General features: G+C 56.9%; 11 protein-coding genes. 6 read left to right on the forward strand and 5 right to left on the reverse strand.

Annotation, left to right across the window (positions count from 1 at the left end):
• Nucleotides 1–20 precede the first annotated feature (20 nt).
• From sdhD to IB213_RS08105, 3 genes are all read right to left on the reverse strand, one after another.
• Nucleotides 21–386 (reverse strand): succinate dehydrogenase, hydrophobic membrane anchor protein, encoded by a 366-nt coding sequence (gene sdhD / locus IB213_RS08095; protein WP_191722855.1) that lies wholly within the window; start codon nt 384–386, stop codon nt 21–23.
• Nucleotides 387–413: 27 nt separating this feature from the next.
• Nucleotides 414–851, reverse strand: coding sequence for a succinate dehydrogenase, cytochrome b556 subunit (sdhC, locus tag IB213_RS08100; protein WP_191722854.1), 438 nt, complete (start codon nt 849–851; stop codon nt 414–416).
• A gap of 133 nt (nt 852–984) precedes the next feature.
• Entirely contained in the window at nt 985–1,779 is a 795-nt protein-coding gene (locus IB213_RS08105; protein WP_191722853.1) for a GntR family transcriptional regulator, read from the reverse strand.
• A 226-nt stretch (nt 1,780–2,005) separates the two neighbouring features.
• Here IB213_RS08105 and IB213_RS08110 point away from each other — a divergent pair, with 226 nt between their 5' ends.
• The 5 genes from IB213_RS08110 to IB213_RS08130 all read left to right on the forward strand — a co-directional run bounded on the left by IB213_RS08110 (nt 2,006) and on the right by IB213_RS08130 (nt 10,526).
• A complete protein-coding gene (locus tag IB213_RS08110) occupies nt 2,006–2,992 on the forward strand; it encodes a malate dehydrogenase (protein WP_191722852.1) in 987 nt (328 codons plus the stop codon).
• Between the two features lie 203 nt (nt 2,993–3,195).
• Entirely contained in the window at nt 3,196–4,194 is a 999-nt protein-coding gene (locus IB213_RS08115; protein WP_192405928.1) for a CoA ester lyase, read from the forward strand.
• A gap of 50 nt (nt 4,195–4,244) precedes the next feature.
• Entirely contained in the window at nt 4,245–4,817 is a 573-nt protein-coding gene (locus IB213_RS08120) for a hypothetical protein (protein ID WP_191722850.1), read from the forward strand.
• Nucleotides 4,818–4,882: 65 nt separating this feature from the next.
• Nucleotides 4,883–7,474 carry a bifunctional aconitate hydratase 2/2-methylisocitrate dehydratase gene (gene acnB / locus IB213_RS08125; RefSeq protein WP_191722849.1) on the forward strand — a complete coding sequence of 864 codons (2,592 nt, stop codon included), beginning with the start codon at nt 4,883–4,885 and terminating at the stop codon, nt 7,472–7,474.
• Nucleotides 7,475–7,619: 145 nt separating this feature from the next.
• A complete protein-coding gene (locus IB213_RS08130; RefSeq protein WP_192405929.1) occupies nt 7,620–10,526 on the forward strand; it encodes an aconitate hydratase in 2,907 nt (968 codons plus the stop codon).
• 80 nt (nt 10,527–10,606) lie between these two features.
• On the opposite strand, the gene IB213_RS08135 is transcribed toward IB213_RS08130, so the two are convergent.
• Entirely contained in the window at nt 10,607–11,200 is a 594-nt protein-coding gene (locus IB213_RS08135) for a DUF5610 domain-containing protein (protein ID WP_192405930.1), read from the reverse strand.
• A 366-nt stretch (nt 11,201–11,566) separates the two neighbouring features.
• Between IB213_RS08135 and ccoG the strand changes: the two genes are divergently transcribed.
• A complete protein-coding gene (gene ccoG / locus IB213_RS08140; RefSeq protein WP_192405931.1) occupies nt 11,567–13,018 on the forward strand; it encodes a cytochrome c oxidase accessory protein CcoG in 1,452 nt (483 codons plus the stop codon).
• A 3-nt stretch (nt 13,019–13,021) separates the two neighbouring features.
• On the opposite strand, the gene IB213_RS08145 is transcribed toward ccoG, so the two are convergent.
• Nucleotides 13,022–14,500, reverse strand: a complete 1,479-nt coding sequence (locus IB213_RS08145) for a PLP-dependent aminotransferase family protein (RefSeq protein ID WP_192405932.1) — start codon at nt 14,498–14,500, stop codon at nt 13,022–13,024.
• Nucleotides 14,501–14,525 lie beyond the last annotated feature (25 nt).

The raw sequence follows: 14,525 nt of genomic DNA on the forward strand, positions 1-14,525 counted from the left end.
GGGGTGTGGTCTATTGCCAGTCACAGACGCCACAGGACCTGGAAACCCCAGCCAGCACAGCCGACCAGCCAGACAATGGTGAAAACCTGCAGCACTAAGCGCAGGCCTGCATGTTTGACGTAGTCCATCCAGACGTCACGTACACCTACCCAGACGTGCCAGATCAAGGCAATGATTACGCCGAAGGTGATGAATTTCATCCACTGAGCAGCAAAAATGCCTGCCCACAGTTCGTAGCCCAGTTCGCCTTGGGCGAAGACCAGTTGAGCCAGAACAACGATGGTGAACAGCACCATCAAAGCAGCGGTCACGCGCTGGACCAGCCAGTCACGAATGCCATAGTGGGCACCAACTACAGTGCGCTTAGAACCGTAATTCACGGACATGATGTTTCCTTATCGTGCTTGGACGGATCAGTACAGGCCGAACAACTTGGCACCCAACACAACGGTCAGGCCAATGCTCAGAGCGAGAACGGTCAGTGCAGATGAGTGACCAAATTCTTTGGTGACTGCTGCGTGGTTCATATCCATGAACAAGTGACGCAGGCCTGCGATCAGGTGGTGCAGGTAAGCCCAGATGATGGCCAAGGCGATCAGCTTGATGAACCAGCCGGGCACAAAGCCACAGCCTTCATTGAAAACTGCCTTGAATTTGGCAAACGAGAATTCCGACGACAGCGAGGCGTCGAACATCCAGAGGATGAAGGGCAGCAGCAAGAACATGATCACACCGCTGATGCGGTGCAAGATCGAAACGATACCGGCCGGGGGTAAGCGATAGGACGGTAAGTCTTGTAATGCGTGGATATTGCGGAACTCTGGCCGCTTCTTTTTTGCAAGCTCTGTCATGGCGGGGGACTTTCGTGGATGTAACTGCGTGGTAATCGCGCGGTGCAAAAGATCCAAAATTCTATTGCACTCGCACAGTCGTCGGGCTGTGCCTGCGCGATTGTTTCCTTCTATCGCCTTGAGAACTATGAAGTTAGTTCAGGGCGTTCTTATAGTGATGCGTGTCTGTTCTGTAGATTCCGCGTCGTAACTCCATGGGAATATCGTTGTACGTATAGGCAAGTCGCTCCACACTCAGTAAAGGGGTGAGTGTAGACACGTTAAGTAACTCAGCCTGGGCTTCATCGGGTAATACGGCGCGCAGCTTTTCATCGGCACGCACCATGCGCACGCCAAAATCTGCTTCAAACATGGCGTAGGTGGGGCCTTTGTAAGTGGCCATCTGTTCGGCTGTCAGTCCTTTGAACGCATGACCGGGCAGCCAAATGTCTTCCAAAATAGTCGGAATACCGCTGAACGCCAGAACGCGGCGCACCTGCACCACGGTGTCTCCACTGCGCAACGCCAAAAGGCGTGCAATTTCTGCAGGTGCCCGCAGGCGTTTGCATTCCAAAATCGTGCGGTGAGCGCGGCCTTCGCCTTCAAGGTCTCCGACATCGGGGTGCAGTTTCAGAAAACGATACTGGACTTGCTGTGCGGAATGGGTGGCTACAAAAGTGCCTTTGCCTTGACGGCGCATGACTAAATTTTCAGCGGCTAATTCGTCAATGGCTTTGCGCACAGTGCCTTGGCTGACTTTGAAGCGTGCAGCCAGCTCCATTTCGCTGGGAATCAACTCTCCCGGACGCCATTCGCCAGCTTGCAGGCTTTGAAGAATCAATCCTTTGATTTGCTGGTACAGCGGACTGAAAGCTGGCGTGAGCGCTACGGTTGCATTGGTGGAAGAACCAAAAGCGCTGTCAGGAGAAGAAGGTTGCGATGAGGACATAAGGATGTTCGAAAGTTCAAGGCCACCGGATGCAAATTTTGAGCCCGTGCGTGCTGTTTGAACTCGGGGGTGATCATATCTTATATAAGACATAAGACAAATTGACTGGCAGACAAAATCAAGAGTACACTTGTGGACTGTTTACGGAGCACGGGCTACTGGTTACAGATGCTGGAGCGACAGTGCACCGACAACTGTTTTTTTCCGAAAATCTGGAGTTTTCACCATGAGCAAGAAGCCCGTCCGAGTTGCCGTCACTGGCGCCGCAGGTCAAATCGGTTACGCCCTGTTGTTTCGCATCGCATCCGGCGAAATGCTTGGCAAAGACCAGCCCGTTATTCTGCAACTGCTCGAAATTCCTGACGAAAAGGCACAGAACGCTCTGAAGGGCGTGATTATGGAGCTGGAAGACTGCGCCTTCCCTTTGCTGGCAGGTATTGAAGCACACAGCGATCCACTGCAAGCCTTTAAGGATACTGACTACGCATTGCTGGTTGGCGCGCGTCCTCGCGGCCCCGGCATGGAGCGTGCAGACTTGCTGGCTGCCAATGCACAGATCTTTACGGCCCAGGGCAAGGCGCTGAACGCCGTGGCCTCGCGCAACGTGAAGGTGCTGGTTGTCGGTAACCCCGCCAACACCAACGCCTACATCGCCATGAAGTCGGCACCTGATCTGCCAGCGAAGAACTTCACTGCCATGCTGCGACTGGACCATAACCGCGCTGCATCGCAACTGGCTGCCAAGGCTGGCTTCAAGGTTGGTGATATCAAGAGCCTGACCGTGTGGGGCAATCACTCGCCCACCATGTACGCCGATTACCGCTTTGCAACAGTCAATGGCAAGTCCGTCAAGGAAACCATCAACGACCAGGACTGGAACGCCAACGTGTTCCTGCCTACCGTCGGCAAGCGTGGTGCAGCCATCATCAATGCACGTGGTCTGTCCTCGGCCGCCTCGGCTGCCAACGCTGCAATCGATCACATGCGTGACTGGGCCCTGGGCTCCAATGGCGAGTGGGTCACGATGGGTGTGCCATCCAATGGCGAATACGGTATTCCTGCTGGCATGGTTTTCGGTTTCCCGGTGACTACTGCCAATGGCGAGTACAAAATTGTTGAAGGTCTGGAAATTGATGCTTTCTCGCAAGAGTGCATCAACAAAACCCTGGCTGAGCTGCAAGGCGAGCAAGATGGTGTGAAGCACCTGCTGTAAAGCATTTGCACTGAAATCCCTTGCGGATTTGTGCACTCTGCAGTGCCTGAGCGCTGCAGAGTGCATCTCTAGAGAAATCTTCTGCACAACATGCATGGCAAAGAGATGCTGGTTGAGCAAAAGATGTTTCTTTGAGGCGTTGTCTGGTCCATTGCGTCGACTGGCTGCGCACTCTGAGTGCGCTCAGTTCACGATTGCTATTCATGCGTACTGCTACCCATCCCCGCGAAATTTTGTTGGGCGCTCAAGCAGCGGCCAATATGCTGCCCGTCTGTGATCATTACAGCGGTGTAGAAGTGCGCATGCGCAAAAGCCTCGAGCTGCAGGCTCAGATGCTGCAGGAATTCGGGGCCTGTGTATTTGACGTGACTCTGGACTGTGAAGATGGTGCAGCGGTTGGCAATGAAAAAGCCCATGCAAGGCTGGTGGCCAGTCTGGCCAAAAATTCTCAGGCCGGCTGCCGTGTGGCAGCACGCGTGCATGCGGTGGACCACCCTGCTTTTGAAGAAGACATTGCAACCATCGTCCAAGAGGCCGGCCACAAGCTCAGCCATATCATGCTGCCCAAGGTTGATAGCGTGGACGACATCCTGCGGGCAGAGCGTGCACTGGAACGCGCATCAGGGGCGCACATTCCCTTGCATGCCTTGATTGAGTCGCCTGCTGCGGTGCATCAAGCTTTTGAGATCGCGGCCCATGCACGTGTACAAAGTCTGTCGTTCGGTCTGATGGACTTTGTCTCCGCGCATGCGGGAGCCATTCCCGGAGCCGCCATGGGTGTGCAGGGGCAGTTCGTTCATCCAATGGTAGTGCGCGCCAAGCTGGAGATCGCTGCAGCCTGCCATGCGTACGGCAAAGTGCCTTCTCACTGTGTGGTCACAGAGTTTCGTGATGCCCCAGCGCTGCAAGTGGCTGCAAGCAAAGCCAGTACAGAGCTGGGCTACACCCGCATGTGGAGCATTCATCCGGCGCAGATTCGTCCTATCTTGAATGCTTTTGCGCCAGCCACGAGCGAGGTGCAAGAAGCTGCAGATATTTTGGTGGCTGCAGCTGCGCAGGACTGGGCCCCAATTAGTTATAACGGCGTGCTGCATGACCGTGCCAGTTACCGTTATTACTGGCAGTTGCTAGAGCGCGCATTCCTGACGGCGATGGCTTTGCCGCAACACGCACGACAATGGTTTGATGGGAATGCAGCATGAAGATGCTGTTTTTGTTTAACGATCAACTTTTTGAGACCGCTGGAGTCCGCATGAAACAACTGATTGCCTCCTTTTTGCTAATTGCTCCTGCACTGGCCTTGGTGACGACTGCTCAGGCATCCACCACCAAACCCGCAGCAACTAAAGCTACGACGACTACGAAAAAAGTCACTACTGTCAAGAAGACAGCAACGCCGCGCAAGGCTGCAGCAGTGGCTGGCGCAGGCACCGCTGCTGCGGCTACCGCCGTAGTACTGGCCCCCCGGGTGCTGAATGCGGATGAAATGGTCCTGGCTGACCGCGTGCACACGGGCCGTATCGCTTGTGAGCTGGGCCAGCATGTGAGCGTGTCCAAGGACGACAAGAACCCGGGCCACTTCCTGGTGAGTGGCTCAGGTTTTAACTTTCACATGTCCCCTGTCGGAACAAGCACTGGCGTCGTGCGTTTGGAAGATGCGAAAGCCGGTGCAGTCTGGTTGCAGATTGCCAATAAATCGATGCTCATGAATCAAAAGCAGGGCAAGCGCCTGGCTGATGAATGCATGAGTCCTGAACAGCTTCAGGTGGCAGAAGCTATTAAGAAAAACCCCCCTCAAGGTTTGCTGGATGCCCCCGGAAAGTAATTGTCCGGAGCAAAAGCGCTGAAGAAACGCTGCCCCACTCTTAGAAAACTAATGGAGAGAGAACCATGTTGAAAGCTTACCGTGACCATGTGGCCGAACGTGCCGCATTGGGCATCCCCCCACTGCCACTGGATGCCAAGCAAACTGCCGAATTGATCGAGCTGATCAAGAACCCGCCAGCTGGTGAAGATGCATTCCTGCTGGATTTGCTGACCCATCGCGTGCCTCCAGGTGTGGACGATGCGGCCAAGGTCAAGGCTTCTTTTCTGGCGGCCGTGGCACACGGTGACATCCAAGTAGGTCTCATCTCCAAGTCCAAGGCTACCGAATTGCTGGGCACCATGGTGGGCGGCTACAACGTCCACCCTCTGATTGAGCTGCTGGACGACGCGGAAGTTTGCGGCGTGGCTGCTGAAGCGCTGAAGAAGACATTGCTGATGTTTGACTTCTTTAACGACGTGGCAGACAAGGCCAAGGCTGGCAATGCCAAGGCCAAGGAAGTGATGCAAAGCTGGGCGAATGCCGAGTGGTTCACCTCGCGCCCTGAAGTCGACAAGAAGATCACCGTTACCGTGTTCAAGGTGCCCGGTGAAACCAATACCGACGATCTGTCGCCTGCACCAGATGCCTGGAGCCGTCCAGACATTCCGTTGCACTACCTGGCCATGCTCAAGAACACGCGCCCTGACGCGGCGTTCAAGCCTGAAGAAGACGGCAAGCGCGGCCCCATGCAGTTCATTGATGACCTGAAGAAAAAGGGTCACCTGGTCGCTTATGTGGGCGACGTGGTGGGCACTGGCTCTTCGCGCAAGTCCGCGACCAACTCTATCGTCTGGGCTACGGGCCAGGACATTCCTTTTGTGCCCAACAAGCGCTTCGGTGGCGTGACTCTGGGTGGCAAGATTGCTCCTATCTTCTTTAATACGCAGGAAGATTCGGGCTCGCTGCCTATCGAAGTCGATGTTTCAAAGCTGGAAATGGGCGACGTCATCGACGTGCTGCCCTACGAAGGCAAGATCACCAAGAATGGCGAAACCGTTGCCCAGTTTCAGCTCAAGAGCGACGTGCTGTTTGACGAAGTGCGCGCCGGCGGCCGTATCAACCTGATCATTGGCCGCTCGCTGACAGCCAAAGCCCGTGAATTTCTGGGTTTGCCTGCATCGACCGCATTCCGCTTGCCGACAGCACCCGCTGCAACCAAGGCTGGCTTTACGCTGGCTCAAAAAATGGTGGGCCGTGCCGTGGGTCTGCCAGAAGGCCAGGGCGTGCGCCCCGGTACCTACTGCGAGCCACGTATGACGACTGTGGGTTCGCAGGACACCACAGGCCCGATGACCCGCGACGAGCTGAAAGACTTGGCCTGCCTGGGCTTCTCGGCCGACTTGGTCATGCAATCGTTTTGCCACACAGCGGCTTACCCCAAGCCTGTGGACGTGAAGACCCACCGCGAGCTGCCCGCGTTTATTTCCAACCGTGGTGGCGTGGCCCTGCGTCCTGGTGATGGCGTGATCCACAGCTGGCTCAACCGCCTGCTGCTGCCTGATACCGTCGGTACCGGCGGCGACTCGCACACCCGTTTCCCTATCGGTATCTCGTTCCCCGCTGGCTCAGGCCTGGTGGCGTTCGGTGCTGCGACTGGTGTGATGCCACTGGACATGCCTGAATCGATTCTGGTGCGCTTCAAGGGTGAATTGCAGCCTGGCGTGACTTTGCGTGACTTGGTCCATGCAATCCCGCTGTACGGGATCAAGCAGGGCCTGCTGACTGTGGCCAAGGCCGGCAAGATCAATGCGTTCTCGGGCCGTATCCTTGAAATCGAAGGCTTGCCAGACCTGAAAGTGGAACAAGCGTTTGAGCTGTCGGATGCGTCGGCTGAACGTTCCGCTGCCGGTTGCACCATCAAGTTGAACCCAGAGCCCATCAAGGAATACCTGACTTCGAACATCGTTCTGATGAAGAACATGATCGCTGACGGTTACCAGGATGCCAAGACCTTGCAGCGCCGTATCGAGAAGGTGCAGGCGTGGCTGGCCCAGCCTGATCTGCTGGAAGCGGACAAGGATGCCGAGTACGCTGCCGTGATCGAGATTGATCTGGCTGACATCAAGGAGCCTATTGTTTGCTGCCCTAACGATCCGGATGACGCCAAGTTCCTGTCTGAAGTGGCTGGCACCAAGATCGACGAAGCTTTCATCGGCTCTTGCATGACCAATATTGGTCACTTCCGTGCTGCGGCCAAATTGCTTGGCGGTCAGCGTGACATTCCAGTCAAGCTGTGGGTGGCCCCTCCGACCAAGATGGACCAAAACGAGCTGATCAAGGAAGGTCACTACGCTGCATTTGGCACGGCTGGTGCGCGCACTGAAATGCCTGGCTGCTCGCTGTGCATGGGTAACCAGGCCCAGGTGCGCGAAGGTGCAACCGTCATCTCCACCTCTACCCGCAACTTCCCCAATCGTTTGGGCAAGAACACCAATGTGTTCCTGGGCTCGGCTGAGCTGGCTGCGATTGCATCGCGTCTGGGCTACTTGCCTTCCAAGGACGAGTACCTCAAGGAGATGGGCGTGATCGATGCGGACAAGGCGTCGGTGTACCGTTACATGAACTTTGACCAGATCGATGAGTATGCGGACGTTGCCAAAAGCGTGACCGCCTGAGCATCGAGGTCGACCTCTCTTAAAACCCGCTTCGGCGGGTTTTTTTATGGACGTGCAGGAAGTGATCGTCTTGTCCGATAGGCGTCTGCAAAGTGACGGTGCAAAATGGGTACGACAAGCTTCTTCTTAAGTCGGAGATCCCCAGATGAAACATGCTTTTGCTTTTACCGAAAAGACGTTCCAGACTGCGTCAGGAACAGAGGGACGGTTCTTCTCGCTGCCAGCCTTGGCCCAGCGGTATGCGAATGTGGGACGCCTGCCGGTGTCGCTGCGCATTGTGCTGGAGTCGGTGCTGCGCAATTGTGATGGCAAGAAGGTACTGCCTTTGCACGTGGAGCAGCTGGCTCACTGGCGTCCTGATGCACCGCGTACCGAAGAGGTGCCGTTTGTTGTCTCGCGCGTGGTGTTGCAAGATTTCACGGGAGTGCCTTTGCTGGCGGACTTGGCCGCGATGCGCAGCGTGGCTGCAGCGCTGGGCAAACAACCCAAGGCCATTGAGCCACTGGTGCCAGTCGATCTGGTGGTCGATCACTCCATCATGGTGGATTACTTTGGCACCAAGCAGGCACTGGATCTGAATATGAAGCTGGAATTTCAGCGCAACCAGGAGCGCTACCAGTTCATGAAGTGGGGCATGCAGGCCTTTGACACTTTTGGCGTGGTGCCACCAGGTTTTGGCATCGTTCACCAGGTCAACCTGGAATATCTTGCACGTGGCGTACACAAAGCCAAAGCGGGCAAAGACAGCAAAGGCAGGGCGCTCTACTATCCAGATACGCTGGTCGGCACTGACAGCCACACCACCATGATCAATGGCATTGGCGTGGTGGGCTGGGGGGTGGGCGGTATCGAAGCGGAAGCGGCCATGCTGGGGCAGCCTGTTTACTTTCTTACGCCCGACGTGGTGGGCTTTGAGTTGACAGGGCGTTTGCGCGAGGGAGTGATGGCTACCGACCTGGTGCTGACCGTGACGGAAATTCTGCGCAAAGAAAAGGTGGTGGGGCAGTTTGTTGAATTCTTCGGTGAGGGCACGGCCAGCCTGTCGCTGCCTGATCGCGCCACCATTGGCAATATGGCCCCTGAATATGGGGCCACGATGGGGTTCTTTCCCGTGGATGACAAAACACTGGATTACTTCCGGGGAACAGGCCGCACTTCCTCGGAGATCGAGGCCTTTGAGGCGTACTTCCGTGCCCAAGGCTTGTTTGGCGTGCCCAAGGCGGGTGATATCGACTACTCACGCGTGGTGCGGCTGGATCTGGGGTCCGTAGCGCCCAGTCTGGCGGGCCCAAAGCGTCCGCAAGACCGTATCGAAATTGGGGATGTGGCACACAAATTCAGCGAGCTGTTCAGTGCCGGGCCTGCAGACAATGGTTTTAACCAGCCGCATGACCAGTTGACACAGCGTTTCCGTGTGGGCTGTGGAGAAGGCGAGCAAGCGGTGGATGCACCCGGGCCCAAGCCTGGCGCTTCACGCTCGGTGGTGGAGATGGTGAGTAACCGCCCTGCGCTTGAAAGTTCACACAAGCATGCACCTGCAGTTTCCGTGTGCGACGTGCCGCAGGGTGAGCAGGTCTTGCGCGTTGGCAATGGCGATGTACTGATTGCAGCCATTACCAGTTGCACCAATACCTCCAACCCCAGCGTGTTGCTGGCGGCTGGCCTGCTGGCTAAAAAAGCGGTCCAAGCAGGGTTGAAGGTGCAGCCGCACATCAAGACCTCGCTGGCACCCGGCTCCCGGGTGGTGACGGAGTATTTGACCGAAGCAGGGCTGCTGCCGTATCTGGAAAAATTAGGCTTTGCCCTGGTGGGCTACGGCTGCACCACCTGTATTGGCAACTCAGGCGATCTGACGCCGGAGCTCAACGAGGCCATTGCACGCAACAACCTGGTATGCGCGGCAGTTCTTTCGGGCAACCGTAATTTTGAAGCGCGGATTCACCCCAACATCAAAGCCAATTTCTTGGCCAGCCCACCTTTGGTTGTGGCCTATGCGATTGCAGGTACCGTGCTCAAAGATTTGATGACCGAACCTGTGGGGCAGGGCAAGGGTGGCAAAGATGTGTACCTGGGTGATATCTGGCCGAGCAGCGAAGAAATTCAAGCCCTGATGAAGTTCGCCATGAACGGCAAAGCCTTTCGCGCCAATTACGAGAAAGTCAAAACCGAGCCGGGGAAACTGTGGGAAAAAATCAAAGGTGTGGCAGGGGCCACCTACACATGGCCCACGAGCACCTATATTGCTGAGCCGCCGTTTTTTCACAACTTCACGCTGGCACTGCCCCAGACGGATGCGAAAACATCCCCCAGTACCCATGCTGTGCAGGGGGCTCGCATCATGGCGCTGTTTGGAGACTCCATCACCACCGACCATATTTCTCCGGCAGGTGCGATCAAGGAATCTTCACCTGCCGGGCAGTGGCTGCTGGCGCATGGCGTACAAAAGGCCGACTTCAACAGCTATGGTTCGCGGCGTGGTAACCACGAGGTGATGATGCGTGGCACTTTTGCCAATGTGCGTATCAAGAACCTGATGATTCCACCGCAGTCCGATGGTTCGCAGGAAGAAGGCGGCTTGACGCTGCACCGCAGTGATGCTGGCAAGGTCAGCAAAATGTCCATCTATGACGCGGCGATGCAATACCAGGCAGCTGGGCGTGCCACGGTGGTGCTGGCTGGCGAAGAATATGGCACAGGCTCCAGCCGGGACTGGGCGGCCAAGGGTACCCAGCTACTGGGTATCAAAGCCGTGGTGGCACGCAGTTTTGAACGGATTCATCGCTCCAATTTGGTCGGTATGGGGGTGTTGCCACTGCAGTTCAAGGCGGGCGATAGCTGGCAGTCACTGGGGCTGACCGGTGATGAAGTCATCGACATTATTCCGGTGCCAGAACTTACGCCACAAAGCGATGCGCAGATGCGTATCACCCGCACGGATGGCAGCCAGCACACGGTCACTGTGACCTTGCGCATTGATACCCCGATTGAGGTCGATTACTACCAGCACGGCGGCATCTTGCCGTATGTACTGCGCCAGTTGCTGGTCAAATAATCAGGAGCTATCACTTCCCAAAGACTCCACCGGCAAAAAAGCGGGTTGTGTCTTTGGGGGGTATTGGCGCTGAAGCGGGCTCAGGCTTGTGCCTCATCACTGCGCAGTGATGCCAGCTTGCTGGCCAGCCAGTCGTCATACCCTTTTTGCACCAGCGCAAAGGTTTGACTGATGCCTTCGGCCACGGGGCTGCCTGCGCTCAGTACTCCCAGAGAGTTCAATATATCTTCTGCCTCTTTGTAGCCTTGCTCAAAGCCGCCGCGCACCACGTTCACAAAATCTTGCGCGACCACTTCCATGTCTTTGTCTGGATAGCGCGCAGCGTAGGCATTAAACATGGCGGTAGACAGACCAACGATGCGCCCGGCAGTAGCCTGCGCGCTGTTGTCTTGCGACATGGCGTTCTGGATGGCATTGGGCCCCAGCTCGGGGGCCAGTACGTTGTCGATTTCATCCACTGCGGTGCGATACAGCAAAGCCAGACTGTCGTTGCCAGCTTGGATGCTCACTTGCAGTGAGGCTTGCAAAATTCGCGAATTGCGCAAGTTTTGCTGCCCCTGGCTGCTGGCAGCTGCGGTTTTTTGTGCTTCCTCCAGTGCCTGCGATGACTTGGTGCCTGTGTAGGCAGGGTCGGCGGCAACAGGTGCGTTAGTGGCTTGCGGTGCAGAAATCATGGGGTGCTTTCTTGCCAGTCAGAGGGAGTGAGGCTTGCATCGTTTTCGGCTGTCGGGCGTCGAAATGAAGTGCCGTCGGTCGGGACCCTCTGTGTGCTCAGAAAAACAATAGCTGTAAGCGCTTGCTATCTCGTCACCTTAAATAGATTTGATTATCAAAGCAATGCAAACAGAGCGTTAACAGCTATTGTTTTAAATCAACTGATCCCATCGAAAGTGCAGTTTCGTCATCTGATATGGTCTTTTGTGCGCCATCTGCTCCTTGGCGCAAGTTGCCAACTCACGCACAGTCGTTGTTGCAAATTGCCCCATGGAACGCGAGCCCGAGCCCGCGTGGGCGGGCAGTAGCGCAACGGACCACAGCCCATGACCACCGAAAAAAACAAAGCCCCCGACAGCGCACCTCAGTCGTCGCGCAAAACAATTCCAATCCATGCTGAACCTGTGGGTACGCCGTTTTACGAGGCCCGTAAAAAAATTCAGCCTCGCTCCATTCAAGGCGTATTTGCCAACTGGCGCTGGGCGCTGGTGTGGATCACCCAGCTGTTCTTTTACGTCACGCCCTGGCTGCAGGTGCATGGCCGCCAGGCGCTGCTGTTTGACCTGGAGCAGCGGCGTTTTTACATCTTTGGCTGGCTGCTGTACCCGCAAGACTTTATCTACCTGACGGCGCTGCTGATCATCAGTGCCCTTGCGCTGTTCCTGTTCACTGCGGTGGCCGGGCGTTTGTGGTGTGGCTTTAGCTGCCCGCAGTCGGTGTACACCGAAATTTTCATGTGGATTGAGCAGCGCCTGGAGGGCGACCGCAGCGCACGGCTGCGCCTGGACGGCAGTGGCTGGTCGCTGGAGAAAGTTGCCAGACGTGGCGGCAAACAATTGCTCTGGGTGCTGGTGTCACTGTGGACAGGCTTTACCTTTGTTGGCTACTTTGTGCCGATTCGGGAGCTGGCCGTTCAGGTGATGGCGTTGCAAGGCGCATGGCAAATTTTCTGGATTTTGTTCTACGCACTGGCCACCTACGGCAATGCAGGCTTTTTGCGCGAGCAAGTGTGCAAGTACATGTGTCCGTATGCACGTTTTCAAAGTGCCATGTTTGACAAAGACACGCTGGTGGTGACTTACGACGCGGCGCGTGGTGAAAATCGTGGGCCACGCCATAAAGATGCAGATTACAAGGCCCAGGGGATGGGGGACTGTATTGACTGCAAGCTGTGTGTGCAGGTGTGTCCGGTGGGCATTGATATTCGCAATGGCCTGCAGTACGAGTGCATTGGCTGTGGCCTGTGTATTGACGCGTGCAACAGCGTGATGGACAAGGTGCACTATCCACGGGGGCTGATTCGTTTGACCACGGAAAACGGGATAGCCCAGCGCTGGAGCCAGTCGCAGATGTTGCGCCGTGTGTTCCGCCCTCGCGTGCTGCTGTATGGAGCGGGCTTGATCGCTATTACCGTGGCCATGGTGGCCAGTCTGTATGTGCGCGTGCCCCTGAAGGTGGACGTGGTGCGTGACCGAGGGACGCTTTCACGCATCGTGGCCGGTGGGCAGATTGAAAACATTTACCGAGTGCAAATTGGCAATGCCACGGAAACGGAGCAAACCTATGTGCTCAGCGCTTCGGGGATTGACGGCATTCGGGTGGCATCTGAAACGCATGTGCAGCTGGCCAGCGCGCAAGACCGCTGGGTGGTTGTGCGTTTGCAGGTGCCGTATGGGGCGGCTTCACCCGGTTCACACACGGTCTTTATCGAAGTGCAGGCCGAGTCGGATGCGCGCATTCAGGTACTGGCCAAAACCACGTTCTTGATGCCTCGTTAAAGCTCAGGAGCCACAGGGCGCGATGCCCTGTGCGCCTGCACGGGTCATTTCGCAGCACCACTGGCCTAGCATTTGCAGCGCTTGCTCGGTGCGTGCGTCCCACAGCAGGCCATAGTTCAGCCGCAGGCAGCGGCCAAATGCGCGCGAGGCCGAGAACACCGGCCCTGGTGCCACGCTGATGCCTGCGGCCAAAGCCCGCTGGTGCAACGCCAGCGCATCGCAGCCTTCGGGCAGCTCCACCCACATAAAGTAGCCACCTTCTGGGCGCGTTGCGCGGGTACCTGCCGGAAAGTGCTGTGCAATGGCTTGCGTCATGCAGTCGCGCTGCGTGGCCAGCGTGTGGCGCAGCTGGCGCAGGTGCTTGTCGTAGCCCACTCCTTCAAGGTACTGTGCCAAGGCAGCCTGGCTCGGCGCATTGGTGCTGATAGAGGTGGTAAGTTTTTGCCGAGCCACAGCCTGCGAAAAACGGCCCGCGGCCACCCAGCCAATGCGCCAGCCCGGTGCCAGACATTTTGAAAATGAGCTGCAGTGCAGCACCCAGCCTTCGCGGTCATAGGCCTTGGCGGGCAGTGGCCGGCGAGCGGCAAAGTACAGCTCGCCATACACGTCGTCTTCAATCAGCGGGATGCGGTGGCAGGTAATGAGATCGACCAGCTGGCGCTTGTTCGCCTCTGGCATCAGGCAACCCAGCGGGTTGTGAAAGTTGGGCATCAGCCAGATCGCCTGCGGCTGGTGCTGCGTGATGGCGGCTTGCAGTGCTTGCAGATCAATGCCATCGCGTGGATGGGTGGGCACTTCAATCACGTTCAGGCCCAGGCGCTCCAGCGCTTGCAGTGCGCCATAGAAGCTGGGCGATTCAACCACCACGGTGCCGCCGGGGCGTGTCACCGTGGAGAGGCAAAGGTTCAGCGCCTCCAGAGCACCGTTGGTGATGACCAGATCGTCGGCATGCAGCGGCAGGCCATCGGCCAGGTAGCGGCGCGCAATATGCCGGCGCAGCCCGCTGTGCCCGGTGCTCAGATCATCGAGCATGGTGTGCGCCACAAAATGACGTGCATTGTGGGCCATGGCACGCGCCAGCTTGGCTAGCGGAAAGTGCTGAGCGGCCGGAAAAGCGCTGCCGAAAGCCACGGTTCCGGGCTGAAAGCTGGCTTGCAATAAAGCAAATACACGCTCGGTGACATCCACTGTCAGGGAGCTGGGCGAAGTGTGCAGGCCAATTTCTGGCTCGGGCGGTGCCTGGTGTGCGCCATGGGCAACGTAGTAGCCCGATCGCTCGCGGGCGCGAATCAGCCCCCGCGCTTCTAGCAGGTAGTAGGCCTGAAACACCGTCGATGGGCTGACATTGCGTGCCGTGCAGCAGTTGCGCACCGAAGGCAGCTTATCGCCAGGCAGCAGCACTCCGGCGTGAATGCGCTCTTCGATTTCGGCAGCCAGAGATTGGTAGCGGTATGCAGAGGCAGACAAGATGGCTTCAGACATGGCAGTTGCGTTGGAGAGGTGCATT

It is taken from the genome of Comamonas sp. CMM02, from assembly GCF_014851485.1.
GTDB lineage: Bacteria > Pseudomonadota > Gammaproteobacteria > Burkholderiales > Burkholderiaceae_C > Comamonas > Comamonas avium.

Coding starts and splice junctions, on each gene's coding strand:
- ccoG (WP_192405931.1), top strand. CDS start 11,567: ATGACCACCGAAAAAAACAAAGCCCCCGACAGCGCACCTCAGTCGTCG.
- sdhD (WP_191722855.1), bottom strand. CDS start 386: ATGTCCGTGAATTACGGTTCTAAGCGCACTGTAGTTGGTGCCCACTAT.
- IB213_RS08145 (WP_192405932.1), bottom strand. CDS start 14,500: ATGTCTGAAGCCATCTTGTCTGCCTCTGCATACCGCTACCAATCTCTG.
- IB213_RS08105 (WP_191722853.1), bottom strand. CDS start 1,779: ATGTCCTCATCGCAACCTTCTTCTCCTGACAGCGCTTTTGGTTCTTCC.
- IB213_RS08115 (WP_192405928.1), top strand. CDS start 3,196: ATGCGTACTGCTACCCATCCCCGCGAAATTTTGTTGGGCGCTCAAGCA.
- IB213_RS08110 (WP_191722852.1), top strand. CDS start 2,006: ATGAGCAAGAAGCCCGTCCGAGTTGCCGTCACTGGCGCCGCAGGTCAA.
- IB213_RS08135 (WP_192405930.1), bottom strand. CDS start 11,200: ATGATTTCTGCACCGCAAGCCACTAACGCACCTGTTGCCGCCGACCCT.
- acnB (WP_191722849.1), top strand. CDS start 4,883: ATGTTGAAAGCTTACCGTGACCATGTGGCCGAACGTGCCGCATTGGGC.
- sdhC (WP_191722854.1), bottom strand. CDS start 851: ATGACAGAGCTTGCAAAAAAGAAGCGGCCAGAGTTCCGCAATATCCAC.
- IB213_RS08120 (WP_191722850.1), top strand. CDS start 4,245: ATGAAACAACTGATTGCCTCCTTTTTGCTAATTGCTCCTGCACTGGCC.
- IB213_RS08130 (WP_192405929.1), top strand. CDS start 7,620: ATGAAACATGCTTTTGCTTTTACCGAAAAGACGTTCCAGACTGCGTCA.